Origin of the sequence: Micromonospora sp. C51 (genome assembly GCF_018070435.1) — a bacterium.
Lineage (GTDB): Bacteria > Actinomycetota > Actinomycetes > Mycobacteriales > Micromonosporaceae > Micromonospora > Micromonospora sediminimaris.
Genome location: NZ_JAGPXQ010000009.1, coordinates 153669 through 177757, shown reverse-complemented (window position 1 = coordinate 177757; position 24089 = coordinate 153669). Strand labels below are relative to the sequence as shown.

Here is a 24089-nt window from a genome sequence, read left to right as displayed (position 1 = left end):
GGCCAAGCGTACGACCACCGACAACGGGCACGTGGGGTGGCCGGGTACCGGCGTATCCGGGGCGGGAGTACCGTCGGTCCCCGTCCGCGGCCCCGACGTGGCAGGCTCGCAGGCGACGAGGCGCAGCGGTACGCATCGTGGGAGGCAGCGTGCATGTCGTGATCATGGGTTGTGGCCGGGTCGGCTCGACCCTGGCTCACAACCTGGAGGCCCGGGGCCACTCGGTCGCGGTCATCGACCAGGACGCGGACGCCTTCCGCCGGCTGCGGCCCGACTTCGCCGGTGTCACGGTCACCGGAGCCGGCTTCGACGGCGACGTGCTGCGCCAGGCCGGCATCGAACGTGCCGACGCCTTCGCCGCCGTCTCCAGCGGCGACAACTCCAACATCATCTCGGCCCGGTTGGCCCGCGAGACCTTCGGCGTGGTGCGGGTCGCGGCCCGCATCTACGACCAGCGCCGCGCACAGGTCTACGAACGGCTGGGCATCCCCACCGTGGCCACCGTGCGGTGGACGGCCGACCGGATGTTGCGACACCTGTTGCCCGAGGGCAACGTGGAGATCTTCCGCGATCCCACAAGCACCGTCTCGATCGTCGAGGTGCCGGTGCACAAGGACTGGATCGGCCGCCCGGTGCGGGCCCTGGAGCAGGCGACCGGCGCCCGCGTGGCGTACCTGATCCGTTTCGGCATCGGCACGCTGCCCACCGCGTCCAGCGTCGTGCAGGAGGGTGACCAGGTCTTCATGCTGGTCACCGACGACATGGTGGCGACTGTCACATCGGCGGCGGCGACGCCGGAAGGGGGTCAGTGATCATGCGGGTCGCCATCGCCGGTGCCGGCAACGTGGGCCGCTCCATCGCCCAGGAGCTGATCGAGAACGGCCACCAGGTGATGCTCATCGAGCGGCAGCCTCGAATGCTGCGGCCGGCCCGGGTGCCGGACGCGGAGTGGGTGCTGGCCGACGCCTGCGAGCTGGCCAGCCTGGAGGAGGCCGAGTTGGCCGGCTGTGACGTGGTGGTCGCCGCCACCGGCGACGACAAGGTCAACCTCGTGGTCTCGCTGCTGGCCAAGACCGAGTTCGCCGTGCCCCGGGTGGTCGCCCGGGTCAACCGGGCCGAGAACGAGTGGCTGTTCACCGAGCAGTGGGGCGTGGACGTGGCGGTCAGCAAGCCACGGGTGATGGCCGCGCTGGTCGAGGAGGCGGTGACCGTGGGCGACCTGGTCCGCCTGATGACGTTCCGGCAGGGCGAGGCCAATCTGGTCGAGATCACCTTGCCGCCGACCGCACCCTACGTCGGGCACCCGCTGCGCGAGGTGCCACTACCCCGGGACTCCGCGCTGGTGGCGATCCTGCGCGGCAAGCGCGTCCTGCTGCCCAGCCCGGACGACCCGCTCGAGGCCGGCGACGAGCTGGTCTTCGTCTGCACCGCCGAGATGGAGGACGCCGTACGGGCGGTGGTGCTCGGCCCCGACAGCGTCGAGCGCACCCGCGAGTCACGCTGACGAACGCAGGGTTCCCGCGCACCCGACCACTCGGGTCATCACCACATGCCGGCTCGCCGCCAACAGTGCCGCTGATCGTCCGCCGCGCCGCCGACCCGTTGCGGCCGCTGCTGCCGGACCGGCGGCTCAGCTCGGCAGCGGCTCCGTCCGGTGCTCGCGGGTAACCCGCCGCACCGTCCAGACCGTGATCAGCAACAGCAGCACGTACGGCGGGTAGCCCAGGGCCAGCCGCGCCACCCCGAGGGCGGTCTCCATGTCGGCGGCGGCGGCCTCGTCGCCGAGCTGGTCGAACCGGCGGGCCGCCAGGTAGATGCCGGCCTGCACGCCGACCTTGGCCAGCCAGACCACTCCCCACAGCACGGTCAGCCGGGTGAAGGTGCGGACCAGCAGGGGATCGTCACGCCACTGCGAGCTGCCCTTGGCCACCAGCACCGACCAGATCCAGCCGACCAGCGGTTGGCGGATCACCGCCGACAGCAGCAGGGCCAGGCCGTAGCCGATGCCGTAGAGGATCCCCGGCAGGTAGAAGTCGCGCGCGTCGCCGGTACGCCAGGCGATGGCGGCACCGATCCCGATGCCGAACAGTCCGTTCACCGCGTGCCGCACCGGTCGGCGCTGGGCCAACCGCAGCCCGCCGATCAGCACCGCCACCGCCACCGAGGCGATCACGGCCGGCCGCAGGTCGGTGACGATGTTGGCGATCACGAAGACCACCACCGGGATGCTGGACTCGGCCAGCCCTCGCCAGCCGCCGAGCTGGTCGGCCATCTGCTCGGCGACGGTGGGCAGCCGCTCCTCGTCCGCCGGCCCGGTCTCCGGCTGGGTCGCCGGCTGCTGTCCGGTCGTCATCGTCCGCTGTCCATCCGCAACGCCCGCAGGTTCACTTTGACGGCTCCAGCTCGTAGTACGGGTTGTAGATCACCTTGCGGTCGTCGCGCACCGCGACCCGCCCGCGGGCCGTCAGGTGCCGCCCCGGCTCGATGCCGACGATGTGCCGCCGCCCGAGCCAGACCAGGGTCACGACGTCACTGCCGTCGTAGAGATCCGCCTCCAGGGCCGGCAGGTTGGTGCGCGGGGTGTAGACGACGGTACGCAGTCGGCCACTGACCGAGACCACCTGCCCCCGCCCGCACTGCAACACCGGCACCGCGCCGCAGCGGGCACTCTCCCGCTGCAACTGCTGCGCCTCGATCTCGGCCTCGCTCGCGGTCAGCCGTCGCAACATCCGCCGCAGCGAACCCCGACCCTCGTCGGTGGTCATGAGCTCCGCGTCACCCTCTCCACGCCGACCGGCTGGCACCGGAAGCCACCGCCGCCGGACGGCTGCCGGAACGGCACCCGCCAGCGTACGCCCGACCGGACCCTCCCGGCGCACCGGAAGCGCTCGCCATCCGTACGCCGGGCACGCTCGACGGGTCCCGGGACCGCTGATGGCCGATCAGCGGTTGCCGGGCGCGGATGCGGCGTCGGCCTGTCCGGCGACCGGATCGGCCGCCGCAGCCTGCTCGCCGGCCTCGCGTGGCAACCGCAGCGGCAGCGGCTCACGTACCGGCTTGGCCTCCACCCCCCGGTCGACGACCAGCCCGTCCAGGCAGCGAGCCAGCGGGCCGGCGGCGGCCGGGTCGGTGGCCGCCGCGCCCTGGTAGACCGCGCGGACCATCCAGCGCGGGCCGTCGATGCCGACGAACCGCAGATTGGTCAGGCCGTCCTCGGTGCGTACCCGGGCGTGCAGCTCCGTGCCGTACTCGCCGGTGGCCTCCTGCGCGGCGGCACCGTCGCCGAGCAGCGACTGGCGGATCTCCTCGCGCACCTCGTCCCAGATCCCCTCGGAGCGCGGGGCGGCGAAGACACCGAGTTGCAGGGCACTCTGGCCGTGCACCAGCACGACCTGCTGGACCACCCCCTGCTGGTCGGCCTGCACCCGCACCTCGACCTCGGGTACCGCCGGGATCTGCAGGCTGCCCAGGTCGAGCCGCTGCACCCCGTCCGGGGCCTCGGTGACGTCGTACGGCCCGCGCGCCGGCTCCACCGAGGTCGGCGGGACGTCCTCGGCGGTCTCGGGCACGTTGGTGGCCCGCTCGTCAAGGGCGTGCCGACCTGCGGCCCGCTTTCGGGAGAAGATCACTGCGTCCAACCTCCGCTGTTCGCACTCACGGTGCCATCGTTTCCGTTCGCGCCGTCCATGGCCGGCGGCGGTACCAGCCCGGCGTGCCCGCCGGTGGAGCCGTGCCCACCGGTCCCGCGTCCGGACGCGGGCAGCTCGGCCACCGGCTGGAAGATCGCCCGTTCCACCCGCTGCACAACCAGCTGCGCGATCCGGTCGCCCCGGGAGATCTTCACCGACGCGGCCCGATCATGGTTGATCAGGTTGACCAGGATCTCGCCCCGGTAGCCGGCGTCGACCGTACCGGGCGCGTTGAGCACCGTCACGCCGAGTCGGGCGGCGAGCCCCGATCGGGGATGGACCAGGCCCACGTACCCCTCGGGCAGCGCGATCGCCACGCCGGTCGGCACCAACGCCCGACCGCCGGGGGGCAGCTCCACCTCGGCGGCCGCCACCAGGTCGGCACCGGCATCACCGGGATGGGCGTACGCCGGCATCGGCAGCTCGGGATCGAGCCGCCGGACCGGCACGGGCACCACGTCGGTCACGATGTCCCTCTTTCGTCCGTTCCGCTGGGGGTGACCCTGTCATCCTGCCCGGTACCCGGGGGCCGCCGCGCCGTACCCTGGCACGAGTGAGCCAGTCACCGTCACCTTCGCCAGTCTCGGCGCCCCCGGCGTACGCCGAGCGCCTGCGGTTGCCCTGGTGGTTGTGGTTCGCCGGGCTCGCGGCCGCCGGCCTGCTCGCGGTGGAGGTGTGGATGGGCGCGGGCGGTGCGCGCGCCTGGCTGCCCTTCGCGCTGCTGCTGCCGGCCGCCTTCGCCGGGCTGGCGTGGCTGGGCCGGATCCGGGTCGCGGTGGCCGACGGAGAGCTGCGGGTCGACGACGCCCGGCTGCCCGTCCGATTCGTCGCCGACGCCATCGCGCTGGATGCCGAAGGGCGGCGTGAGGTGCTCGGTGTCGGTGCTGATCCGCTGGCGTTCGTCGTCCAGCGCCCGTGGATCCCCGGTGCCGTCCAGGTGGTCCTGGACGATCCGGCCGACCCCACGCCGTTCTGGGTGGTCAGTTCGCGGCACCCGGTCGAGCTGGCCGAAGCCCTGCTGGCCGCGCGGGACGCGGCCCGCTGATCCGACCTGCCACCGGTCGATCGTCGTGCGGCGTCGACCAGCGGCGCTCCCCGGTCGACGGTCAGGACGAGTCGGGCAGGGCGGGCGGCGCGGGCGGCCCGCCGGGCAGGCCACGGTGCTGCCGGCGCAGGTCGGCGCGGAGCTGGTCGGCCAACGTCCGAGTGGCCCGCCGGTTCAGGTAGCTCGCCACCGCGGCTCCGGTCAGGAAGGGGCCCAACGTGGTGAGGTTGCGGCCGAACCGCTTGAGCATGGTGTCCCGTAGTTCGTTCCGGGCGGCCGTGCCCAGCACAGCCCCCACGCCGACGCCGGGCATCATCGGGTTGACGCCGCGCTGACTGGCCCAGGCCTGCACCAACGCGACGGTCCGTTCGGTGCCGCCGGCCGGCAGCGGTACGCCGTAGACCTCGTGCAGTTCGCCGGTCAACTTCAGTTCCACCGCCACCACCGCGACCGTCTCGGCGGCGAGCAGTACCGGGGCGGACAGCAGGGTCGGGGTCACCGTCCACTGCACCGCCGAGGCTCCGCCGCCGGCAGCGCCGACCCCCGCGGTCGCCCGGGACGCGTTGCGGACCAGCCGGTCGGCCAGTTCCTCGTCGGTCAGCCCGGGAAAGTGCCGACGCAGGGTGGCCAGATCCCGGATCGGCACGTGCGGGGCGATCTCCGCGACTGTGTCCACCATCCAGCGCAGCGCGGCCCTCGGCTTGAACAGGTCGCCGATCCCCCGGGCCCGAGCCTGCCCGACCAGGCGGGTGAGCAGTTGACGCCGTTTCGCCGGCTCGATCTCGTCGGCGGTCAGTGCCGCCACGGTCTTTCCCAGCTCGTCCGGATCCTCGGCACGCTCGGTGTGCTCGCTCATGATCGCACCACGGCGCCGAGCCGGCCGATTCGCTCGCTCATGGCTATCGAGTCAACCAGGTTGTGCGGCGTGGCGCTCGCCGAGCCGGGCGGCGGCGACTCCACTCGGGAGTCGCCGCCATGGTCGTGGTCGTCGCCCTGCGGTCAGACGCACTCTCGGCAGATCAGCTCGCCGTTACGTTCCACCGCCAGTTGGCTGCGGTGGTGCACCAGGAAGCAACGGGCGCAGCGGAACTCGTCCTGCTGCATCGGTAGCACCTTGACCGTCAGTTCCTCGTCGGCAAGGTCGGCGCCGGGCAACTCGAAGCTCTCAGCCACTTCGGCCTCGTCGACGTCCACGGCGCCCGACTGTGAGTCGACGCGCCGGGCCTTGAGCTCTTCCAGGCTGTCCTCGCCGAGATCGACCTCGTCGCGGCGCGGGGCGTCGTAGTCGGTGGCCATCGGTTTCACTCTCCCATTTCGATGTTGTCGCTTCCGGTTGTAACGCCGGACGACGCTGTTTCGGTTCCGCTGGCCGGCCACCGCTTGTGTCGGCCACCTGACCCGACGACCGCTCGGACCAGACCGCCAGAGGATCTCCCCGGCGAGCGCGGAACCCTACCCCCCCTTTGGGCGAGGCATGTATACCGCCCTCGTGGCTGAGATGTACGCCCCTGCACGGGAAGTTGTTCCCAATGTGACTCAGGCGACACGAAGATAGGGGTAGTACTACCCCGTTCTCCGGTGGCGCGCCGGCATGTCGGACTGTTTCCACGCGACGGTCGGACACCCGTTAACCTCAGCGGCGTACCCGACGGCCGACGGAACGGCCCGATCGCCGGCCGCTGCCACCCACCGATGCCCGGGAGTGCCCTGATGAGCTTTGCGCGAGTGCGAGCACTCGTTGTCGTCGGCATGCTGGCGGTGCTCGCCCTGCTCTTCGTGGTCGTGGCGCTGGTCAAGGACACCCAGAGTAACGCCGGCGCCGGCGAGGGTTGTCCGGACGACTGGCCACGCGCCGACGTCACCCTGCGCGACCACAAGGATGTCAAGATCAACGTGCTCAACGGCACCGATCGCCCCGGACTGGCCGCCGACGTCGGGAACGACTTCCGCAACCGCGACTTCCAGGTGCAGAAGGAAGCCACCCAGAAGAAGAAGATCGACGACGTGGCGGTCCTGCGTTACGGCCCGAAGGGGGTCGGCTCGGCGCACCTGCTGCGGGCGTACTTCCTCGGCGACGCCGAGCTGGAATACAACGCCAAGCGCGAGGACGACATCGTCGACGTCGTGCTGGGCGGCAACTTCCAGCAGCTCGCCACCACCACCGAGGTCAATCAGTCGCTGGGCGACCTCGGCGCCCCGGTCGCACCGCCCGGTTCCTGCCCGATCGTGGTCGACAACTGACCGTCGGCCCGCTGTCGGCCGACAGCGGGCCCCGGCTCACCGGTGCGGCCCCGTACCGGCTGCTGACGGCCAGCGGGCGGCGTCCCGCCTCGCGGGTCCTGCTCCGGTCGCTGGGCGGCTACCAGGCCGCCTCAGGGGCCGCCGGAGGCGTCCAACGCGGCCAGGTGCTCGTGCAACGCGTCGAACAGGGTCGGCGGCGCGGCGATGACCATCTCCGGCCCGGGAGCCAGCCCCTTGAGCCCGCCGACCCGCAGGCCGGCCTCGGTGGCCACCAGCGCGCCGGCGGCTTGGTCCCAGGCCGCCAGGCCCTTCTCGTAGAAGGCGTCGGCCCGCCCTTCAGCAACCAGGCAGAGATCGACGGCAGCGGCGCCGAGGCGGCGGATGTCGCGTACGTGCGGGATCAGTTCGGCCAGCACCCGGGCCTGGTGGACCCGGCGCGCGGCGTCGTAGCCGAAGCCGGTGACAATCAGCGCCTGACCGAGATCGGTCTCGGTGGAGCAGTGCAACCGGCGGCCCTCGCGCCAGGCGCCCCCGCCGACGGTCGCCGTCCACTCCTCGCCGGTGTGGATGTTCCGCACCACACCCGCCACCACCTCGCCGTCCAGCTCAGCGGCGATCGACACGCCGCAGTGCGTCAAGCCGTACAGGTAGTTGACGGTCCCGTCGATCGGGTCGACGATCCACCGCACCCGGGGGCGGGGGCCGTCGCCATTCACCGCGGCGCCGTACTCCTCGCCCAGCACGGCGTCGTCCGGCCGCAGCCGGCGCAGCTCGTCGGTGATCTGTCGCTCCACGGCCCGGTCGGCAGCGGTCACCACGTCGGTGACGGTGCTCTTGGTCGCCGCCACCGAGACGCCCTCGGTACGCATCCGGTACGCGGTGGCCGCCGCGCCCCGGGCCACCTCGATCGCGATCTCCAGCAGCTGCGGTGGCGGTGGCGCCGAGCGCTCCATGTCCGTCCCCTTCCCGCACGGCCAGGTATTCGGCTTCCGCGCAGGTATCATCCTTACAAAGTCCAAAAGCGCACCGAATCGGCGGTCCCGGCCGCCGATCAGCCGTGCGGCGCAGGATGATCGCCGCAGACGGCGTTACAATTCACCCCTGCCCACGCGCCACGGGCCGCCCGACAACCGGCCGGCCCGGGACACGGGGGTTCCTCAACCACATCGCCCGGCGCGGTGCCCCACGCTGCGTCGGACGATCCCGGCCGTGCTCGCTCTTCGCCTCCGGAAGGTCATTCGTGACAGAACCCCGCCAGACCGGCGCCGACGTTCGCTCGCTCACCGACACCTTGATCGCCCACGCGCAGAGCGCTGGCGGCCAGCTCACGTCGGCCCAGCTCGCGCGCACCGTCGAGTCCGCCGAGGTGACTCCGGCCCAGGCCAAGAAGATCCTGCGGGCGCTCTCCGAGGCCGGGGTGACCGTCGTGGTCGACGGCTCGGCCAGCACCCGCCGACGGGTCGCCGCCGCCCGGTCCGCCACCCCCGCGTCCCGAGCCACCACCGCCAAGACGACCAAGAAGGCGGCCGCGCCCGCCCCGAAGCAGGCGCCCGCCGCCGAGGAGGCGCCGGCGCCGGCGCCACGGAAGGCGACCTCACGCAAGGCCGCCGGCACCACCGCGGGAGTGGCCGCCAAGGCCGCCGCGCCGGCCAAGAAGTCCACCCGGGCCACCAAGGCCACCGTGGCCGCTGCGGCGGGCGCGGCGAAACCGGCCAAGGGTGCCGAGGGCGAGGCGGCCGAGGGCGAGGTCAATCCCGAGGAACTCGCCGCCGAGATCGAGGACGTCGTGGTCGAGGAGCCGGCGGAGCTGGCCCAGGCCGCCGCGACCGACGCGGCGAACTCCGCCACCGACAACGACTTCGAGTGGGACGACGAGGAGTCCGAGGCGCTCAAGCAGGCGCGTCGGGACGCCGAGCTGACCGCTTCGGCGGACTCGGTCCGGGCGTACCTCAAGCAGATCGGCAAGGTTCCGCTGCTCAACGCCGAGCAGGAGGTGGAGCTGGCCAAGCGGATCGAGGCCGGGCTCTACGCCGCGGAGCGGCTGCGGGCCGCCGACGAGGGCGAGGAGAAGCTCGTCCGGGACATGCAGCGCGACCTGCTGTGGATCTCCCGGGACGGCGAGCGGGCCAAGAACCACCTCCTGGAGGCGAACCTCCGCCTGGTCGTTTCGCTGGCCAAGCGGTACACGGGCCGGGGGATGGCGTTCCTCGACCTCATCCAGGAAGGCAACCTCGGCCTCATCCGCGCCGTCGAAAAGTTCGACTACACCAAGGGCTACAAGTTCTCCACCTACGCCACCTGGTGGATCCGACAGGCCATCACCCGCGCCATGGCCGACCAGGCCCGCACCATCCGCATCCCCGTCCACATGGTCGAGGTGATCAACAAGCTGGGTCGGATCCAGCGCGAGCTGCTCCAGGATCTGGGCCGTGAGCCCACTCCGGAGGAGTTGGCCAAGGAGATGGATATCACACCGGAGAAGGTGCTGGAGATCCAGCAGTACGCCCGGGAGCCCATCTCGCTCGACCAGACCATCGGCGACGAGGGCGACAGCCAGCTCGGTGACTTCATCGAGGACTCGGAGGCGGTGGTCGCCGTCGACGCGGTCTCGTTCTCCCTGCTTCAGGACCAACTCCAGCAGGTGCTGCAGACGTTGTCCGAGCGTGAGGCGGGTGTGGTACGTCTGCGGTTCGGGCTCACCGACGGCCAGCCGCGTACCCTGGACGAGATCGGCCAGGTCTACGGCGTGACTCGCGAGCGGATCCGGCAGATCGAGTCCAAGACGATGTCCAAGCTCCGGCACCCCTCCCGCTCCCAGGTGCTCCGCGACTACCTCGACTGATCAGCATCCGTCAACTGATCGTGCCGTTTTGACCACCTGGCGTACATCGCCGGATGGTGATCGGGTGGTTGCACGAATGTGATCGTTGACGTGGCACCCTGGGTGCACGGCACACTGTCCGTGCCAGGTGTGACCTCGGTCCCCCGCGGGCACACAGGGAAGGCGAGGCCCGACAAGGGTGTTGCACGATAGGTGACCAAGACCGAAGAGAGTGTTCATCGGTGACGACCAGAGGAGGAAGGCGATGACCCCGACCCTCACGCCGCCGCCCGAGACGGTGAGCCCCCCGGCCGCCGATGAACGGTGCGACCGCTGCAATGCCGCCGGCAAGCTCCGGATCACCCTGGCGGGTGGCAGTGAGCTGGTGTTCTGTGGGCACCACGCCAACAAGTACGCCGAGGATCTCGTCAAGATCACCGTACGGTACGCGACGGACCCGGAGTTCACCTGGCGCGGCGCTGACCTGATGGCCAACTGAGGGCTCAGCAAAACCCGACATAAAGCCGGCCGGAGACATCCCCAGGATGTCTCCGGCCGGCTTTACCCATACCCCCCACCCGCCCAACCCCGACTCACCGTGTTGATCAAGAAGTTTGTGTCACGAAACCGCACGGACAGCGACGCAAACTTCTTGATCAACCCCTACAAGAGCGGGGCGGTGGAGGCAGGGATCGGTCAGAGGGTTTGCACGGTGGCTATGCGTTCTTCTAGTTGCTCGATGGTGGCCTGGGCGCTGGGGGGACCGCCACAGATGCGGCGCAGCTCAGCGTGGATCTTTCCGTGTGGCTGGCCGGTGCGGTGGTGCTGGGCGGCGACCAGGGCGTTGAGTTGGCGACGTAGGGCCACCCGGCGCTGGGCGGCGCTCATCGGTGCGGGCGGGGCTGCCGCCGGCGCTGCGGAATCCGTCCGTCGCTCGGTCGCCCGGCGTCGCTGGGCAGCGAGCTGATCGGCCTGCCGCTTGGCGAGCAACGACGCCACCTGTTCCGAGGTGAGCAGCCCGGGCAGGCCCAGGTACTCCTCCTCCTCGGGGGTGCCAGCCTGGGCCGCCGTACCGAACGAGGCACCGTCGAAGATCACCTGGTCCAGCTCGGCGGTGGCGGACAGCGCGGCAAAACGCTTTTCCAGTTCACCGCTGGCCTGCTCATCGCGCTGGGCCCGGTCCAGCAACTCGTCGTCGAAGCCCTCGCGGTCCTTGGGCTTGCCGAGCACATGGTCGCGCTCGGCCTCCATCTCACTGGCCAGCCCGAGCAGGTGCGGCACGCTGGGCAGGAAGACCGATGCGGTCTCCCCCGGGCGTCGGGCCCGGACGAAGCGCCCGATCGCCTGCGCGAAGTACAGCGGGGTGCTGGCACTTGTCGCGTACACGCCGACGGCCAGCCGGGGGATGTCGACGCCTTCGGAGACCATTCGCACCGCGACCAGCCACCGTTGCTCGGACGCCGCGAACGTCGCGATCCGGGCCGAGGCGCCCGCGTCGTCGGAGAGTACGACGGCCGCCCGCTCCCCCGTGACCTGCTCGATGAGTTTGGCGTACGAGCGGGCCGTCTGTTGGTCGCTGGCGATGACGAGGCCGCCCGCGTCGGGCATGCCCGCCTCCCGCAGCACGGTCAGCCGGGCATCCGCCGCCCGCAGCACCTGAGGCATCCAGTCGCCGGCCGGGTCCAGGGCGGTACGCCACGCCTGGGCGATGAGATCCTGCGTCATCGGCTCGCCCAGCCGAGCCGCCAGTTCCTCCCCGGCGTTGGTCCGCCACCGGGTCTCCCCGGAGTACGCCAGGAACAGCACCGGCCGCACCACGCCGTCGCGCAGCGCGTCGCTGTAGCCGTAGACCGAGTCGGCCCGGGAGCGCAACAGGCCGTCGCCGCCCCGTTCGTAGCTGACGAACGGGATCGGGTTGTCGTCGGACCGGAAGGGCGTACCGGTCAGCATCAGCCGGCGCACCGCGGGCTCGAAGGCCGCCTTCACCCCGTCACCCCAGGTGCGTGAGTCACCGGCGTGGTGGATCTCGTCGAGGATGACCAGGGTCCGTCGGGTCATGGTGCGCCGCCGGTGCACGTGTGGTGCCATCCCGACCTGTGCGTAGGTCACCACGGCACCGTGGAAGTCCGCCGAGGAGTGCAGGTCGGCGTTGCGGAACGCGGCGTCGAGTTGGATGCCCACCCGGGCCGCCGCCTCGGCCCACTGCGTCTTCAGGTGCTCGGTCGGCGCGACCACGGTGACCGCCTCGACGCTGCCGTCGGCGAGCAGTTCGGCGGCGATCCGCAGGGCGAAGGTGGTCTTTCCGGCCCCCGGGGTGGCGACCGCGGTGAAGTCCTCAGCCCGACGGCGCAGGTACTCCACCAGAGCCCTGCGCTGCCAGGAGCGCAGGGGTGGGAACGTCTCGAGCGCCGGCGTCCGGACTGCCACGCGTTCGCTCCTCTCCGGCCACGGGATATCCCGGCCGCAGGCCGGCGGACCCGGGCCGAGGGGCACGGCGGTCGCCCCACGAAAATGCCTCCGCGCAGCCGAGCCGCGAAGGCCGACTCAGCATAACCAGCGGCCGCCGGGCCGCCCACGCGACGCCACACCCGTCACCGGGGTGCCGTTCGCCACTGCGGGCTCACCCCGGCGGCGGCCCCGGCAGGCCGGTACGCGGCGGTCGCACCGTCGCCACCGGCGCCGACCAGCGCCGACGCAGGGCCACCAGGCGTACGCCGAAGACCAGCACCACGGCGGCGGTGAGCGGGATCGGCCCGGTGTGGTCGAGGCCGTACAGGAGCACCACCACGATCGAACCGACGAGCGACGCGACGGCGTAGATCTCCCGCCGCAGCACCACCGGGATCTCGCCGGTGAGCAGGTCGCGGACGAGTCCGCCACCGATCGCGGTGATCATGCCGATCAGGCAGGCGCCGACCGCCGGGACCTGGGCGTCGAGGGCCTTGAGGGTGCCGGCGACGGTGAACAGGCCGAGCCCGGCCGCATCCAGCACCAGGACGGTGGTGCGCAGCCGGGCGAACTGCGGATGCAGCCAGAAGATCGCCGCGGCGGTCACGGCGGCGGTGCCCGCGTAGCGCCAGTCGGCGAAGGCCAGCGGCGGAACCTCGTCGATGACCAGGTCCCGCACGATCCCGCCGCCGAGGGCGGCGACGAAGCCGACGAAGACCACGCCGAAGAGGTCGAGCCGTTTGGCCACCGCCGCGGAGGCCCCCGAGGCGGCGAAGACCGCGACCCCGGCCAGGTCAGCCAGGAGCAGGGCGGTGGAGGTGGTCACCGCCGCAGGTTACGCCGGCCGCCGGACGGGCCGCGGCTGTCACTCGCGGTACGAGTCGTAGATCTCCTTGCACTTCGGGCAGACCGGCGAACCCGGTTTGGGCGTCTTCGTCACCGGGAACTTCTCCCCGCACAGCGCCACGACGAAGGTGCCCATGACGGCACTTTCGGCGATCTTTTCCTTCCGGACGTAATGGAACATCTCCGGACCGGTGTCGGCGTCCTTCAGCTCGGGACGCTCGAGGATCTGTGTACTCACGTCTGCACCTCCGACCGACAAGTCTGGCAGGTCACCCTCACCCGGTCCACCTGAGGTGACCCGGGTGGCGGGCGTACGGTGAGCGATTGTGACCGACTTTCATCTTCGCTACGGCACCGAAGTGGCCCGGGCACTGCGCGAGCAGGGTCCCGTGGTCGCTCTGGAGAGCACCATCGTCTCGCACGGCCTGCCCCGGCCGGACAATCTCCGGGTGGCCCGGCAGATCGAACAGGCCGTTCGGGACGCCGGCGCGGTGCCGGCCACCATCGGCATGGTCGCCGGCGAACTCGTGGTCGGGCTCGACGACGCCGAGCTGACCCGGCTGGCCACCGCCGACGGGGTGACCAAACTCTCCGTACGCGATCTCGCGGTGGCCGCCGCCACCGGCGCGGACGGTGCGACCACCGTGGCCGCGACCAGCGCCGTAGCGGCCGCGGCCGGTATCGGCGTGTTCGCCACCGGCGGGCTGGGCGGGGTGCACCGCGAGGCGGCGCAGACCTTCGACGAGTCCGCCGACCTGGTCACCCTGGCGCGTACGCCGATCGCGGTGGTCTGTGCCGGGGTGAAGTCGATCCTCGACGTCGGTGCCACCCTGGAACGGCTGGAGACCCTCGGGGTGGCCGTGGTGGGCTATCGGACCCGCCGGTTCCCGGGCTTCTTCATCACCGACGGCGGCTTCGATCTGGACTGGTCGGTCGACTCCCCGGAACTGGTCGCCGATGTGCTGGCCGCCCGCGAGCAGCACCGCGCGCACCACGGTGGGCTGATCGTCGCCAACCCGCTGCCCACCGACGAGCAGCTCGACCCGGACCTGCACGACCGTACGCTCACCGAGGGTCTCGCCCTGCTGGAGCGCGACGCGGTGACCGGCAAGGCCGTCACGCCGTACCTGCTGGCCCATTTCCACTCCGCGACGCAGGGTGCCAGCCTGGCGGTCAACGTCCGGATCATCCTGCGCAACGCCGACCTGGCCGCCCGGATCGCGGTCGCCGCCGCCCAGCGCCGGGCCGACCCCTCGGCGTGACCGGGGTGACCGAAAACGGCAGCGGAGCGGGCCGAGCCGGGACCGGCCGCGTCCTGGTCGTCGGTGACGTGGTCACGGACGTGGTGGCGGTGCTCGCCGGCCCGTTGGCACCCGGATCCGACACCCCGGCGGCGATCAGGTCCACCGGAGGTGGGCAGGCGGCCAACACCGCGTCCTGGCTGGCCGCCGAGGAGGTAGCGGTGACCCTGGTGGGTGCGGTCGGTGACGATGACGCCGGCCGTGACCGGGTGACGGAGTTGATCAGCGCCGGGGTCGACTGCGCCGTACAGCGGATCGTCGGGGTTGCCACCGGCACGGTGATCGTGCTGGCGGCCGGTGACGAGCGCACGATGGTCACCGAGCGCGGGGCGAACGTACTGCTGCGTCCCGACCACGTGGACGCGGCGTTGGACGGTGCGCCGGACGCCACGCACCTGCACCTGTCCGGGTACACCCTGCTGGACGCGGACTCCCGACCGGCCGGCCTGCGGGCGCTGGCCGGCGCGCGCGAACGCGGCCTCACCACAAGTGTCGACGCGGCCTCCGCGGCACCGCTGCGGGCGGTCGGGGCGGCGGCCTTCCTGGACTGGGTACGCGAGGTCGACCTGCTGCTGGTGAACGTCGACGAGGCCACCGTGCTGGCCGGGAGGCTGGAACCGGCGGCACAGGCCAGGGCTCTTGTCACCGTGGCCCGCCGGGTGGTGGTCAAGCGCGGCGGTGCCGGCGCGGTCTGGGTCGACCGGGACGACGCGATCGTCACCTCGTCGGCTCACCGGGTGGCGGTGCGGGACGTGACCGGGGCAGGTGACGCCTTCGCAGCGGGCCTGTTGAGCGCCTGGCTGGCCGGGGCGACGCCGGACACCGCCCTGGCCCGGGCCGCGGATCTCGGTGCCGCAGCGGTGGCGCAGGTCGGTGCCCGACCGGCTCGTTGAGCCAGACCGGCGCAGATAGAACGGCTGATCCACCCGGCGGAAGGAGTGGCTGAACGAGACCCGGCCGAGGTGGGGTCAGGGCTCGGCGTCGATGATCTTGTGTGGCCGCTCCTCGGCGGCGAGGCTCATCGGGGGCGGCACCGCCTCGGTGGCCGAACGGGCCGAGAAGCGGTTGGCGAGGCGGTGGCGCTCCTTGGGCGGCCGGTCGTTGGCCAGCAGCACCGCGAGCCACGGGATGAGCACCATGCCCAGCGCGACCAGGGGCAGCCAGAGCCAGAGCAGTGGTGCCCCCACGCCGACCAGGATCGCGCCGACGATCACGCAGGCGACGCGGACACCCATCATCACGACGTAACGCCGCTGCCGGCTGGTCAGTTGATCATCCTGGCTGCGGGAGGCGTCGGTGATGAGGATCGGCTGGTAAGCCTGACGCTTCACCCGTGGTACCTCCTCCGGAGGGGTCGCACTCCATCCTGTCACTCTGACCGGGCGAGCGACGAGGTTCGTCGCTCCCGAATTTCGTGTTACGCCCGTGGTACGCTCGCCGCGTGGGCAGCAGGTTCAGCTTCACCGACGAGGCGCTGGCCAATCTGCGGGTCTACGACGTCACGCCGGGGGAAGTCTGGGAGGCGCTGCACAGCGGCCGGCGGGTGATCCGCCACCTCGGCGATGACGTGATGGTGGTCTACGCCCCCACCGCCCGCGGACGCCGGGTGGCCGTGCTGCTGGCCGAGACCGACGGCGCCGACAACGACTGGGACGTCCTCTCCGCCCGCGAGTTGAGCGACGTCGAGGCAAAACGCTACGACGAGGCCGTGCGGAATTCTCCGGAGACGAGGAGGCGGTGACGATGGACCGTCACGACGCGATCAAGCAGTTCCACGGCGGCGGCGACCGGATCGCCGATCTGATCGACGAGAGCCAGGCGGTGGGGCTGCCCGCCCCCGACACCGAGACCCCAATGGTCAGCCGGTCGGTCCGGCTGCCACTGGAGACGTACGAACGGGTTCGGGCCGCCGCCGACGCCCGGGGCATCGGCGTGACGACGCTGATGCGGCAGTGGATCGAGGCGGGCCTGGCCGACCTGGACGACTCGGCGACCGTCTCGCTGGCCGACGTTCGGCGGGCCATCGCCTCCCTCGCTCATCCGAGCGCCGCCTGACGGAATCGTCAACCAACTTCGGCGACCCGCGTCGGGCGGTCCGTGGCGCGCGGGTCAGGTCGGGAAGTTGGCGTCACCCGGATCCGGGCGGTCCAGCGGGGATGCCGACGGCTCCATCGGCTGGTCACGAGCCCGCAGCCCGTCCACGACGGCCACCACGGCCAGCCCACCGGCGACCACGGACAGCGCCAGCATCGGCGTGCCGAGCAGGAGCAGCGGAGCGGACCCGACCAGCACGAGCATCATCAGCACCCGTCGGCGGGAGACCCGGGCGAAGATCTCGTACTCGAAACGGGTCCGACCCAGCAGAAACAGGGCCGGCCCGCCGACGATGAAGATCAGCCACGCCGGCTCGACCCGGTCGAACGGCTTCACGATGACCAACTCGTAACCCACTCCGGTGAGCAGCACGCCGAGCACCATGACCAGGTGCGTGGTCGAGGCGGAGGCACCGAGCCGACCGGGCGACCGGGCCATCCGCAGCGCCTCGACGAGCAGGTGACCGGCCCGGTGGAAGTAGATCCGCCAGAGTAACGCGGTGGTGAGAAAGGCGACCGTGAAGGCCGCCGCCGCCAACCAGCCGAATCCCTCGCCGCTGTAGGTGATCCCGATGACCAGGATCGTCTCGCCCAGCGCGATGAGAAAGATCTGCTGGTAGCGCTCCGCGATGTGCTCGCCGGCGATCCGCCATGCCGAGACCGGCGCCCGGCCCAGCCCGGGCACCGGCCAACCCAGCAGGTATCCGGCCAGGTCGATGGTGATGGCCAGCGCCCACAGCCCGAACCGCAGGTCGGCGGGGCCGAGCGCACCGGCCAGCCAGAACACCCCCGCCACCACCGCCCAGGCGGCCAGTCGCCACGGCACGGTACGGCGCGGATGTCGACCCAGCACGGCGGCGATCAGCAGCGGGCGGCCGATCACCGTCACCAGGTAGGCCACCACGAACGCCAGCGCCCGCTCCTCGAACCCGCGGGGCAGGGTGACGGCCATCACCAGGCTGCCGAACATCGTGCCGACCACGACGAGCTGGATCGTCAGGGCGTCCGGCTCGTACCGGCTGGTGACCCAGTTGATCAACGTCCAGACGTGCCACAACGCGAGGAAGAGGATCAAGGTCTCCAGGAAGCCCAGCACGGTGAGCCCGTGCTCGACCTCGTCGATGTAGCGGACCGAGACCCGGGTCAGGGCGAAGACGAGGGCCAGGTCGAGAAAGAGTTCCAGGAAGGTGGCCCGCGACGTTCCGTTCTCACCACGCAGCAGCGCGCCGCCCCGCTGCGCCATCGAACGCCCCCTGCCATCGTCGGAGGCGGCCCGGTCAGTCCGCCCGCGCGCCCGCCTTCGCCGCCGCCTTCATCTGCTGTTTGTACTCCCGAACGAGGCGCAGTGACTCGGCATCGGTCACATCGGCGACGGACCGATGGGCCTCCGGATCGCCGTAGTGGCCGGCCGCCTCCCGCCAGCCCGGCGGCTGCACCCCGAACCGCTTACCGAGCAGCGCGAGGAAGATCTGGGCCTTCTGCCGGCCGAATCCGGGCAGGGCGGTGAGCCGCCCGAGCAGCTCACGACCGTCGGCCGGGTCCGCCCAGAGCCGGGTGGCATCGCCGTCGTAGCGCTCGACCAACACCCGACACACCTCCTGCACGCGGGCCGCCATCGCCTTGGGAAAGCGGTGCAGCGCGGGTGGCTGGGCGAAGATCGCCACCAGGGCCTCGGGATCGAAGTCGGCCAGCTCCCGGGCGTCCAGGTCGTGTCCGAGCCGCTGGGCCAGCACGTACGGCGAGGAGAATGCCTTCTCCATCGAGACCTGCTGGTCGAGCACCATGCCAACGAGCAGGGCCAGCGGGTCGCGGGCCAGCAGCTGGTTCGCCTCCGGGTCGATGGGCAGTACGAGCGTCATGCCCTCATCCTGCCCGTAGGCGGAGCCGCGACGTGCGCTGACACCCACCTCGACCCGAACCGGGTCCGGCGCACCGAGGACGTGACTCGGCCCGGCGGGTCGGTTCGCACCGTCCGCCGGGCCGGTTTATCACTTGAGGATCAGTTCACCACGAACAGCAGGCGGTTCGGGGAACCGCTGCCCGGGCTGGACACCACGCCGGTGGTGGCGTTGTTGACCAGGTAGCTCTTGACCTGAGCCGGCGAGTAGGACGGGTTGGCGCCGAGCACGAGAGCGGCGGCGCCGGCCACGTGCGGCGAGGCCATCGACGTACCGCTGATGGTGTTGGTCGCGGTGTTGCTGGTGTGCCAGGCCGACGGGATGCTCGACCCCGGCGCGAAGATGTGCACGCACGAGCCGTAGTTGGAGAAGGAGGACCGGGCGTCGCTGCTGGTGGTCGAGCCGACGGTGATCGCGGTCGAGGTCCGGGCCGGCGAGTAGTTGCAGGCGTTGGCGCTGGAGTTGCCCGCCGCGACGGCGTAGCTGACGCCGGAGGCGATCGAGTTGCGCACCGCGTTGTCGATGGAGGTGCTGGCGCCGCCGCCCAGGCTCATGTTCGCCACGGCCGGCTTCACCGCGTTGGCGGTCACCCAGTTCACCCCGTTGACCACGCTGGTGGTGGTGCCGCCGCCGGAGCAGTTGAGCACCTTCACCGCGATCAGGCGGACGCCCTTGGCCACGCCGTACGTTGACCCGCCGACGGTGCCGGCGACGTGGGTGCCGTGGCCGTTGCAGTCGGTGTTGTTGCTGTCCACGGTGTTGGTGCCCCAGGTGGCCCGGCCGCCGAACTGGCCGTGGGTGGTCCGGATGCCGGTGTCGATGATGTACGCCCGCACGTTCGAGGCGGTGTTCGGGTAGGTGAAGGTGCCGCTCAGCGGCCGGTTCCGCTGGTCGATGCGGTCCAGGCCCCAGGTCGGGTTGGTCTGGGTCGCCTGGATGGTCACCACCTGGTCCTGCTCCACGTAGGCCACCGCCGGGTTGGCGGCCAGGCGGGCCGCCTGGGTGGCGGTCATCTTGGCCGCGAAGCCGGTGAGCGCGGCGCTGTAGGTGTCGGAGACGCTGCCCCCGTACCGCTTGACCAGGGCGCTGGCCCGGTCCGGAACGGCGGACCGAGCCGTCGACGAGCCGGCGGCACCGACGGCGTCGGTTCGCAGGACGACCAGGTAGCTGCCGCTGACCGCGTTCGACGCGCCGGCACCACGGATCTCGCCGGTGGGCGCGGCGACCGCCGCGGTGGTGCCGGCCGCCGAGACGGCCGCCGCGGTGGCGACGACGGCGAGCGCCCGGATGAGCTGCCGTCGCGCGGTGGACCCTGAGGACATCGTGCCTCCCTTACCTGGGCGGCCGACCGGGCTTCTGGCCGGGCGGTCCGCACCCTGGACTGAGTTGGAGGAATGCTAGCGTTAGATCGACGGATATAACAGAGATGTTTTTCGATCGATCTGTCATGTCACGGGCGGTGGTCTCCGGACCCGACGCCACCAGGCAGGATGGCGGTGTGGACGGACACGACATGCTGCTCTCCCCCGCCGGCGTCGAAGCGCTGCGGACCGCGTTGACCCGGGCTTCCTTCACCGCCAACGGCATCGCCACACGGCTCGGCCCACAGGCGACCGGTGGCGTCGCCCGCAACGACTTCCGGGCCGCGCTGCGCGCCACCGCCGACCGTGATCCCCTCGCCACCCTGATCCGGGTGTTCATCTGCGAGCAGACCGAGCCCGAAGCCGCGGTCGCCGCCGCGCTGGCGCCACTGCCGCTCACCGACGCGCTCGACGCGGGACTTGTCGAACGGCACGGCGACGGGCTGCGGATGGGTATAGACCTGGAGCCGTACGGCGACGACTGGTGGGTCCTCGCGGACGTGCCGGCCAGCGCCCGCCCCGGCCGCCCGCTGCACGCCGAACACGTGCTCGGGATCGGCGGGGCGACGCAGACGATGATCGGCGCAGCCGTACGGCGACCGGTGGCCAGCGCGCTGGACCTGGGTACCGGCTCGGGCGTGCAGGCGTTGCATCTGGGCACCCACGCCCGGCGGGTCACCGCCACCGACGTGTCCCGGCGGGCGCTGCGCTTCGCCGCCACCACCGCCGCCCTCAACGGCCAGGACTGGGAGCTGCTGCATGGCGACCTGGTGGCCCCGGTCGCCGGCCGGCAGTTCGACCTCGTGGTGAGCAACCCGCCCTTCGTGGTCGGGCCGGGCACCACCACCCATGTCTACCGCGACTCCGGTCGGGTCGGCGACGCGATCGGCGCCGAGCTGGCCGCCGCCGCCCCGGGCCTGCTCACCGAAGGCGGCACCATGCAGTACCTCGCCAACTGGGTGCACGTGGCCGGCGAGGACTGGGGCGAACGGGTCGCCGGCTGGTTCGCCGGCACCGGCCTGGACGCCTGGGTCATCCAGCGCGAGGTCGCCGACCCGATGGCGTACGTCAACCTGTGGCTGACCGATGTCGGGGAGGCCACCGACCCGCAACGGATGGCGGACTGGCTCGACTGGTTCGACGCGCACAAGGTGGAAGCGATCGGCTTCGGCATCGTCTCGCTGCGCCGCAGCGACCGTGACGAACCGGTGCTGCGGGTGGAGGATCTGCGCCAGCGGGTGCAACCACCGATGGGTGATCGGATCGCCGACTGGTTCGACCGGCAGGACTGGCTGCGCGTACGCGACACCGAGGGCCTGCTGGCCGCCCGCTACCGCGCCGCCGACGGGCTTCAGCTGCGCCAGGAGGCGACGATGGGCTCCGAGGGCTGGGCGGTGGACCGACAGGTCCTCGCCCTACCGAACGGACTGCGGTGGACCGAGGAGATCGACCCGCTGGTGCTGGCCCTGGTGGGCGGGGCCGACGGGCGGTTGCCGCTGCGTGACCAGCTCGCGCTGCTCGCCGTCGCGCACGACGTGGCCGTCGACGAACTGGCCGAGGCGGCCGGGCCGATCGTGGCGCACCTGGTGGAGCGGGGCTTCATCGCGCCGGAGATCGCCTGATGCGGGCAGTGGTGCAGACGGTCGGCCGGGCCAGCGTGACCGTCGATGGCGAGGTGGTCGGCGCGATCGACGATGGGCTGCTGGTGCTGCTCGGGGTGACCCACACCGACACCCCGGAGACTGCCCGGACGATGGCTCGCAAGGTGCACGAGTTACGCATCCTGGATGACGAGCGGTCGGCGGCGGATGCAGCCGCGCCGATCCTCGTGGTCAGCCAGTTCACCCTCTACGGCGACGCGCGCAAGGGCCGTCGGCCCACCTGGACCGCGGCCGCCCCGGCCGAGGTGGCGGAACCGCTCGTCGACGAGACGGTGCGGGCGCTGCGCCAGCGCGGCGCGACGGTCGAGACCGGCCGCTTCCGCGCGCACATGCTGGTGGAGAGCGTCAACGTCGGTCCATGCACCATCCTTCTGGAGCTGTAACGCAACCATTGGTTGCACATGTCGACCGCGAGCCCTAGAGTCAGACGCAACCACAGGTTGCATGTCTGGAGGAACGCATGGAGTACGGCAGCATCGAGCGGGAGATCCACATCGACGCCACACCGGAGGTGGTCTACGAGGTCGTCACGGCCCCCGAACATCTCCGGCAGTGGTGGCCGGACGACGCCGATCTCGATCCGGTCCCCGGCGCCACCGGGACCATCTCCTTCGGTGAGCCGCCCAACACCGAGGTCATGCCGCTGACCGTGGTGGCGGCCGACCCGCCCCGGCGGTTCTCGTTCCGGTGGGTGTACGACGATCTCGCCGTCGCGACGCCGAGCAACTCGCTCCTGGTGACCTTCGACCTGGTCCCGTCGGGCAGGGGTACGCTGCTGCGCCTCACCGAGACCGGGTTCCGGGAGCGGGGCTGGGAGGCCGCCGTGCTCGAAGAGCACTACCGCGACCACGTCACCGGCTGGGACCACTTCCTGCCCCGCCTCGTCGACTACGTGGCCCGGCTGGTGTCGGCTCGATGAGTGTCGGTGTCGACGACGACCTCTGGTCCGCCGTCGGGGACCCGACCCGGCGGCGGATGCTCGACCTGCTACTGGCCGACGGCGGCGGTACGGCGACCACGCTGAGCGACCAGCTGCCGGTCACCCGGCAGGCGGTCGCCAAACACCTCGGCGTACTCGGCCGGGTCGGACTGGTCCACGGCACGCCGGCCGGCCGGGAGCGCCGCTACGAGGTTGACGAGGCACAACTCGCCCGCGCGGTCGCGCAACTGTCGGCGGTCGGCGCGACCTGGGACGCACGGCTGCGACGGATCAAGCGGATCGCCGAGGCGATCCAGCGCGACCAGCGGAGCTGAACCACACCTGACGAATCGCCGCCATGTCCGTGGCGGCGTGACTCACCCTGCCCATGTTCGGGCCTCCTACCGAGACAAAGAGGTATCAAGATGCTGGACATCCTGCACCGGGTCGGCGTCACGTCGGATCCCGAGGACGTGTACGCGGCCCTGACCACCGTCGACGGGCTCGCGAACTGGTGGACGAAGGACACGGACGGCGACGGTGAGGTCGGCGGTGTGCTCCGGTTCCGGTTCATCCCGGGCGGCTTCGACATGAAGGTCCTGGAGAGCCGGCCGGCCGAGCTGGTGCTCTGGGAGGTCGTCGACGGCCCCGAGGAGTGGATCGGCACCCGGGTCCGCTTCGAGCTGAAGCGGGAGAACGACTTCACCATCGTGCTGTTCCGCCACGAGGGTTGGCAGGAGCCGGTGGAGTTCATGTACCACTGCAGCACCAAGTGGGCGATCTACCTGATGAGTCTCAAGCAGTTGGTCGAGACCGGTAAGGGCGAGCCCGCGCCGCACGACGTGCAGATCAGCAACTGGCACTGAGGTACGGCGCGGGATCGCGGAGTTCAGCCGAAGAGGCCGCGGCGTTGCAGCGACTGACGCAGCCAGCCGTCGAGCTGGGCGACCAGGTCGGTGTTGGCCGCCGAGGCGTGCTCGACGGCGAAGCGACCGAAGACGTCGCGGCCCTCGGTGAACAACCCACCCCGCTTGTCCAGCTCCAACACCACCTGCACCTGCCGGGGGTCGGTGACGAAGGTGACCTCCAGCTGCTTCATCGCGCCCGCGTACTGCGGGGGCGGGTAGAACTCGATCTCCTGGTAGAACGGCAACGTCTGGTGGACACCGTAGATGTGCCCGCGCTCCACGTCGGCTCGCGCGAACCGGAAACCGAGCCGCAGCAGCGCATCCAGCAGGCGCTCCTGGGCCGGCAACGGGTGCACCGCCACCGCGTCCAGGTCGCCCTTGTCGACGGCGCGGGCCACCTCCAGTTCGGTACGCAGACCCATGGTCATCCCGTGCAGGTGCTGCCCGTACAGCTCGGTGAGCGGGGTCTCCCACGGCACCTCGAACCGGAACGGGATGTCGTAGCGCTGCCCCGCCTCCAGCCGGAACGGGCCGGTGACCTGCTGCCGCTGGAACTCCTGATTGGTGGCGTACTCGTTGTCGCCGCTCTCCACCTCCACCCGGGTGAGCAGCCCCAGGGCCACGTAGGACACGTCGACTCCATGGTCACCCCCGGTGACCGCGATGCTGCCCTCCAGGTGGCCGCCCGGCCGGCAGTTCGGATTCGACAGCACCGTCTCCACCGACGGACCACCGACTCCCATCGCCTGCATGAGCCGTTTGAACACCACGATTGCCTCCGTCGCTCGATCGCCCGGCACCCGGGCAGGTAGGCCGGCCCGACAGCCGACCGCTGGCACGGTAACCGGCGCCAACAAG

30 protein-coding genes are annotated in these 24089 nt (G+C 71.4%); 15 read left to right on the top strand and 15 right to left on the bottom strand.

The annotated features are described in order from the left end of the window. Positions 1-149 precede the first annotated feature (149 nt). Entirely contained in the window at positions 150-812 is a 663-nt protein-coding gene (locus KBX50_RS13435) for a TrkA family potassium uptake protein (protein ID WP_210937354.1), read from the top strand. 2 nt (positions 813-814) lie between these two features. Beyond that, on the top strand, positions 815-1504 hold the full coding sequence (locus tag KBX50_RS13430; protein WP_210937391.1) for a TrkA family potassium uptake protein: 690 nt from the start codon (positions 815-817) through the stop codon (positions 1502-1504). A 126-nt stretch (positions 1505-1630) separates the two neighbouring features. Here KBX50_RS13430 and KBX50_RS13425 read toward each other — a convergent pair whose 3' ends face one another. The 4 genes from KBX50_RS13425 to dut all read right to left on the bottom strand — a co-directional run bounded on the left by KBX50_RS13425 (position 1631) and on the right by dut (position 4156). Beyond that, positions 1631-2353 carry a DUF3159 domain-containing protein gene (locus KBX50_RS13425; RefSeq protein WP_210937353.1) on the bottom strand — a complete coding sequence of 241 codons (723 nt, stop codon included), beginning with the start codon at positions 2351-2353 and terminating at the stop codon, positions 1631-1633. Between the two features lie 31 nt (positions 2354-2384). Beyond that, positions 2385-2765: an OB-fold nucleic acid binding domain-containing protein gene (locus KBX50_RS13420; RefSeq protein ID WP_093410348.1), complete on the bottom strand. Its 381-nt coding sequence runs from the start codon at positions 2763-2765 to the stop codon at positions 2385-2387. A gap of 177 nt (positions 2766-2942) precedes the next feature. After that, entirely contained in the window at positions 2943-3629 is a 687-nt protein-coding gene (locus tag KBX50_RS13415; protein WP_210937352.1) for a DUF3710 domain-containing protein, read from the bottom strand. Next, positions 3626-4156: a dUTP diphosphatase gene (dut, locus tag KBX50_RS13410; protein WP_210937351.1), complete on the bottom strand. Its 531-nt coding sequence runs from the start codon at positions 4154-4156 to the stop codon at positions 3626-3628. Before dut ends, KBX50_RS13415 begins: the two co-directional genes overlap by 4 nt. Positions 4157-4242: 86 nt before the next feature. Here dut and KBX50_RS13405 point away from each other — a divergent pair, with 86 nt between their 5' ends. Beyond that, positions 4243-4734, top strand: coding sequence for a DUF3093 domain-containing protein (locus tag KBX50_RS13405; protein ID WP_210937350.1), 492 nt, complete (start codon positions 4243-4245; stop codon positions 4732-4734). A gap of 61 nt (positions 4735-4795) precedes the next feature. Here KBX50_RS13405 and KBX50_RS13400 read toward each other — a convergent pair whose 3' ends face one another. Both KBX50_RS13400 and KBX50_RS13395 read right to left on the bottom strand, forming a co-directional pair. Continuing rightward, complete coding sequence (locus KBX50_RS13400; RefSeq protein WP_210937349.1) at positions 4796-5590, bottom strand: hypothetical protein; 795 nt, start codon at positions 5588-5590, stop codon at positions 4796-4798. Positions 5591-5733: 143 nt separating this feature from the next. Then, the gene (locus KBX50_RS13395; RefSeq protein WP_007075406.1) at positions 5734-6030 is read right to left on the bottom strand and encodes a DUF4193 domain-containing protein; all 297 of its coding nucleotides are present in this window, start codon (positions 6028-6030) and stop codon (positions 5734-5736) included. Between the two features lie 429 nt (positions 6031-6459). Between KBX50_RS13395 and KBX50_RS13390 the strand changes: the two genes are divergently transcribed. Then, positions 6460-6975, top strand: coding sequence for a LytR C-terminal domain-containing protein (locus KBX50_RS13390; RefSeq protein WP_170863611.1), 516 nt, complete (start codon positions 6460-6462; stop codon positions 6973-6975). Positions 6976-7106: 131 nt separating this feature from the next. Here the strand turns inward: KBX50_RS13390 and KBX50_RS13385 are convergent, their stop codons facing one another. Beyond that, a complete protein-coding gene (locus KBX50_RS13385; RefSeq protein WP_210937348.1) occupies positions 7107-7928 on the bottom strand; it encodes an inositol monophosphatase family protein in 822 nt (273 codons plus the stop codon). A 287-nt stretch (positions 7929-8215) separates the two neighbouring features. On the opposite strand from KBX50_RS13385, the gene KBX50_RS13380 reads away from it, so the two are divergent. Together KBX50_RS13380 and KBX50_RS13375 are read left to right on the top strand one after the other, a co-directional pair. After that, a complete protein-coding gene (locus KBX50_RS13380) occupies positions 8216-9817 on the top strand; it encodes an RNA polymerase sigma factor (RefSeq protein WP_210937347.1) in 1602 nt (533 codons plus the stop codon). Positions 9818-10061: 244 nt separating this feature from the next. Continuing rightward, positions 10062-10295 (top strand): hypothetical protein, encoded by a 234-nt coding sequence (locus KBX50_RS13375; protein WP_093410327.1) that lies wholly within the window; start codon positions 10062-10064, stop codon positions 10293-10295. 197 nt (positions 10296-10492) lie between these two features. On the opposite strand, the gene KBX50_RS13370 is transcribed toward KBX50_RS13375, so the two are convergent. The 3 genes from KBX50_RS13370 to KBX50_RS13360 all read right to left on the bottom strand — a co-directional run bounded on the left by KBX50_RS13370 (position 10493) and on the right by KBX50_RS13360 (position 13328). Next, positions 10493-12223 carry a DEAD/DEAH box helicase gene (locus KBX50_RS13370; RefSeq protein ID WP_210937346.1) on the bottom strand — a complete coding sequence of 577 codons (1731 nt, stop codon included), beginning with the start codon at positions 12221-12223 and terminating at the stop codon, positions 10493-10495. A gap of 193 nt (positions 12224-12416) precedes the next feature. Next, positions 12417-13070, bottom strand: coding sequence for a trimeric intracellular cation channel family protein (locus tag KBX50_RS13365; protein ID WP_210937345.1), 654 nt, complete (start codon positions 13068-13070; stop codon positions 12417-12419). Positions 13071-13109: 39 nt separating this feature from the next. Beyond that, positions 13110-13328: a DUF3039 domain-containing protein gene (locus KBX50_RS13360; protein ID WP_210937344.1), complete on the bottom strand. Its 219-nt coding sequence runs from the start codon at positions 13326-13328 to the stop codon at positions 13110-13112. An 88-nt stretch (positions 13329-13416) separates the two neighbouring features. Between KBX50_RS13360 and KBX50_RS13355 the strand changes: the two genes are divergently transcribed. Together KBX50_RS13355 and KBX50_RS13350 are read left to right on the top strand one after the other, a co-directional pair. Continuing rightward, positions 13417-14352 (top strand): pseudouridine-5'-phosphate glycosidase, encoded by a 936-nt coding sequence (locus tag KBX50_RS13355; RefSeq protein ID WP_210937343.1) that lies wholly within the window; start codon positions 13417-13419, stop codon positions 14350-14352. 5 nt (positions 14353-14357) lie between these two features. Further along, on the top strand, positions 14358-15284 hold the full coding sequence (locus tag KBX50_RS13350; protein ID WP_210937342.1) for a PfkB family carbohydrate kinase: 927 nt from the start codon (positions 14358-14360) through the stop codon (positions 15282-15284). A 75-nt stretch (positions 15285-15359) separates the two neighbouring features. On the opposite strand, the gene KBX50_RS13345 is transcribed toward KBX50_RS13350, so the two are convergent. Continuing rightward, on the bottom strand, positions 15360-15722 hold the full coding sequence (locus KBX50_RS13345) for a DUF3099 domain-containing protein (protein WP_210937341.1): 363 nt from the start codon (positions 15720-15722) through the stop codon (positions 15360-15362). Between the two features lie 110 nt (positions 15723-15832). On the opposite strand from KBX50_RS13345, the gene KBX50_RS13340 reads away from it, so the two are divergent. Together KBX50_RS13340 and KBX50_RS13335 are read left to right on the top strand one after the other, a co-directional pair. Then, entirely contained in the window at positions 15833-16132 is a 300-nt protein-coding gene (locus KBX50_RS13340) for a hypothetical protein (protein WP_232511440.1), read from the top strand. Positions 16133-16134: 2 nt separating this feature from the next. After that, entirely contained in the window at positions 16135-16446 is a 312-nt protein-coding gene (locus KBX50_RS13335; RefSeq protein WP_210937340.1) for a hypothetical protein, read from the top strand. Positions 16447-16500: 54 nt separating this feature from the next. Here KBX50_RS13335 and KBX50_RS13330 read toward each other — a convergent pair whose 3' ends face one another. The 3 genes from KBX50_RS13330 to KBX50_RS13320 form a co-directional block, all read right to left on the bottom strand. After that, complete coding sequence (locus KBX50_RS13330; protein ID WP_210937339.1) at positions 16501-17727, bottom strand: low temperature requirement protein A; 1227 nt, start codon at positions 17725-17727, stop codon at positions 16501-16503. A gap of 34 nt (positions 17728-17761) precedes the next feature. Further along, the gene (locus KBX50_RS13325) at positions 17762-18343 is read right to left on the bottom strand and encodes an HhH-GPD-type base excision DNA repair protein (RefSeq protein WP_210937338.1); all 582 of its coding nucleotides are present in this window, start codon (positions 18341-18343) and stop codon (positions 17762-17764) included. Positions 18344-18483: 140 nt separating this feature from the next. Next, positions 18484-19704, bottom strand: a complete 1221-nt coding sequence (locus KBX50_RS13320) for a S8 family peptidase (protein ID WP_210937337.1) — start codon at positions 19702-19704, stop codon at positions 18484-18486. A 176-nt stretch (positions 19705-19880) separates the two neighbouring features. On the opposite strand from KBX50_RS13320, the gene KBX50_RS13315 reads away from it, so the two are divergent. The 5 genes from KBX50_RS13315 to KBX50_RS13295 all read left to right on the top strand — a co-directional run bounded on the left by KBX50_RS13315 (position 19881) and on the right by KBX50_RS13295 (position 23189). Then, the gene (locus KBX50_RS13315; protein WP_210937336.1) at positions 19881-21365 is read left to right on the top strand and encodes a methyltransferase; all 1485 of its coding nucleotides are present in this window, start codon (positions 19881-19883) and stop codon (positions 21363-21365) included. Next, positions 21365-21787, top strand: a complete 423-nt coding sequence (gene dtd / locus KBX50_RS13310) for a D-aminoacyl-tRNA deacylase (protein ID WP_210937335.1) — start codon at positions 21365-21367, stop codon at positions 21785-21787. Before KBX50_RS13315 ends, dtd begins: the two co-directional genes overlap by 1 nt. A 77-nt stretch (positions 21788-21864) precedes the next feature. After that, entirely contained in the window at positions 21865-22323 is a 459-nt protein-coding gene (locus tag KBX50_RS13305) for an SRPBCC family protein (protein ID WP_210937334.1), read from the top strand. Beyond that, the gene (locus KBX50_RS13300) at positions 22320-22658 is read left to right on the top strand and encodes a metalloregulator ArsR/SmtB family transcription factor (protein WP_210937333.1); all 339 of its coding nucleotides are present in this window, start codon (positions 22320-22322) and stop codon (positions 22656-22658) included. Before KBX50_RS13305 ends, KBX50_RS13300 begins: the two co-directional genes overlap by 4 nt. A gap of 90 nt (positions 22659-22748) precedes the next feature. After that, positions 22749-23189: an SRPBCC domain-containing protein gene (locus KBX50_RS13295; RefSeq protein WP_210937332.1), complete on the top strand. Its 441-nt coding sequence runs from the start codon at positions 22749-22751 to the stop codon at positions 23187-23189. A 23-nt stretch (positions 23190-23212) separates the two neighbouring features. Here KBX50_RS13295 and KBX50_RS13290 read toward each other — a convergent pair whose 3' ends face one another. Beyond that, positions 23213-24001: a sporulation protein gene (locus KBX50_RS13290; RefSeq protein WP_210937331.1), complete on the bottom strand. Its 789-nt coding sequence runs from the start codon at positions 23999-24001 to the stop codon at positions 23213-23215. Positions 24002-24089 lie beyond the last annotated feature (88 nt).

What these genes read in the sequence shown, in the direction of transcription:
- KBX50_RS13375 (WP_093410327.1), top strand. Translation starts at nt 10,062, where the DNA reads ATGACCCCGACCCTCACGCCGCCGCCCGAGACGGTGAGCCCCCCGGCC.
- KBX50_RS13430 (WP_210937391.1), top strand. Translation starts at nt 815, where the DNA reads ATGCGGGTCGCCATCGCCGGTGCCGGCAACGTGGGCCGCTCCATCGCC.
- KBX50_RS13295 (WP_210937332.1), top strand. Translation starts at nt 22,749, where the DNA reads ATGCTGGACATCCTGCACCGGGTCGGCGTCACGTCGGATCCCGAGGAC.
- KBX50_RS13320 (WP_210937337.1), bottom strand. Translation starts at nt 19,704, where the DNA reads ATGTCCTCAGGGTCCACCGCGCGACGGCAGCTCATCCGGGCGCTCGCC.
- KBX50_RS13325 (WP_210937338.1), bottom strand. Translation starts at nt 18,343, where the DNA reads ATGACGCTCGTACTGCCCATCGACCCGGAGGCGAACCAGCTGCTGGCC.
- KBX50_RS13330 (WP_210937339.1), bottom strand. Translation starts at nt 17,727, where the DNA reads ATGGCGCAGCGGGGCGGCGCGCTGCTGCGTGGTGAGAACGGAACGTCG.
- KBX50_RS13385 (WP_210937348.1), bottom strand. Translation starts at nt 7,928, where the DNA reads ATGGAGCGCTCGGCGCCACCGCCACCGCAGCTGCTGGAGATCGCGATC.
- dtd (WP_210937335.1), top strand. Translation starts at nt 21,365, where the DNA reads ATGCGGGCAGTGGTGCAGACGGTCGGCCGGGCCAGCGTGACCGTCGAT.
- KBX50_RS13300 (WP_210937333.1), top strand. Translation starts at nt 22,320, where the DNA reads ATGAGTGTCGGTGTCGACGACGACCTCTGGTCCGCCGTCGGGGACCCG.
- KBX50_RS13420 (WP_093410348.1), bottom strand. Translation starts at nt 2,765, where the DNA reads ATGACCACCGACGAGGGTCGGGGTTCGCTGCGGCGGATGTTGCGACGG.
- KBX50_RS13400 (WP_210937349.1), bottom strand. Translation starts at nt 5,590, where the DNA reads ATGAGCGAGCACACCGAGCGTGCCGAGGATCCGGACGAGCTGGGAAAG.
- KBX50_RS13395 (WP_007075406.1), bottom strand. Translation starts at nt 6,030, where the DNA reads ATGGCCACCGACTACGACGCCCCGCGCCGCGACGAGGTCGATCTCGGC.
- KBX50_RS13425 (WP_210937353.1), bottom strand. Translation starts at nt 2,353, where the DNA reads ATGACGACCGGACAGCAGCCGGCGACCCAGCCGGAGACCGGGCCGGCG.
- KBX50_RS13305 (WP_210937334.1), top strand. Translation starts at nt 21,865, where the DNA reads ATGGAGTACGGCAGCATCGAGCGGGAGATCCACATCGACGCCACACCG.
- KBX50_RS13335 (WP_210937340.1), top strand. Translation starts at nt 16,135, where the DNA reads ATGGACCGTCACGACGCGATCAAGCAGTTCCACGGCGGCGGCGACCGG.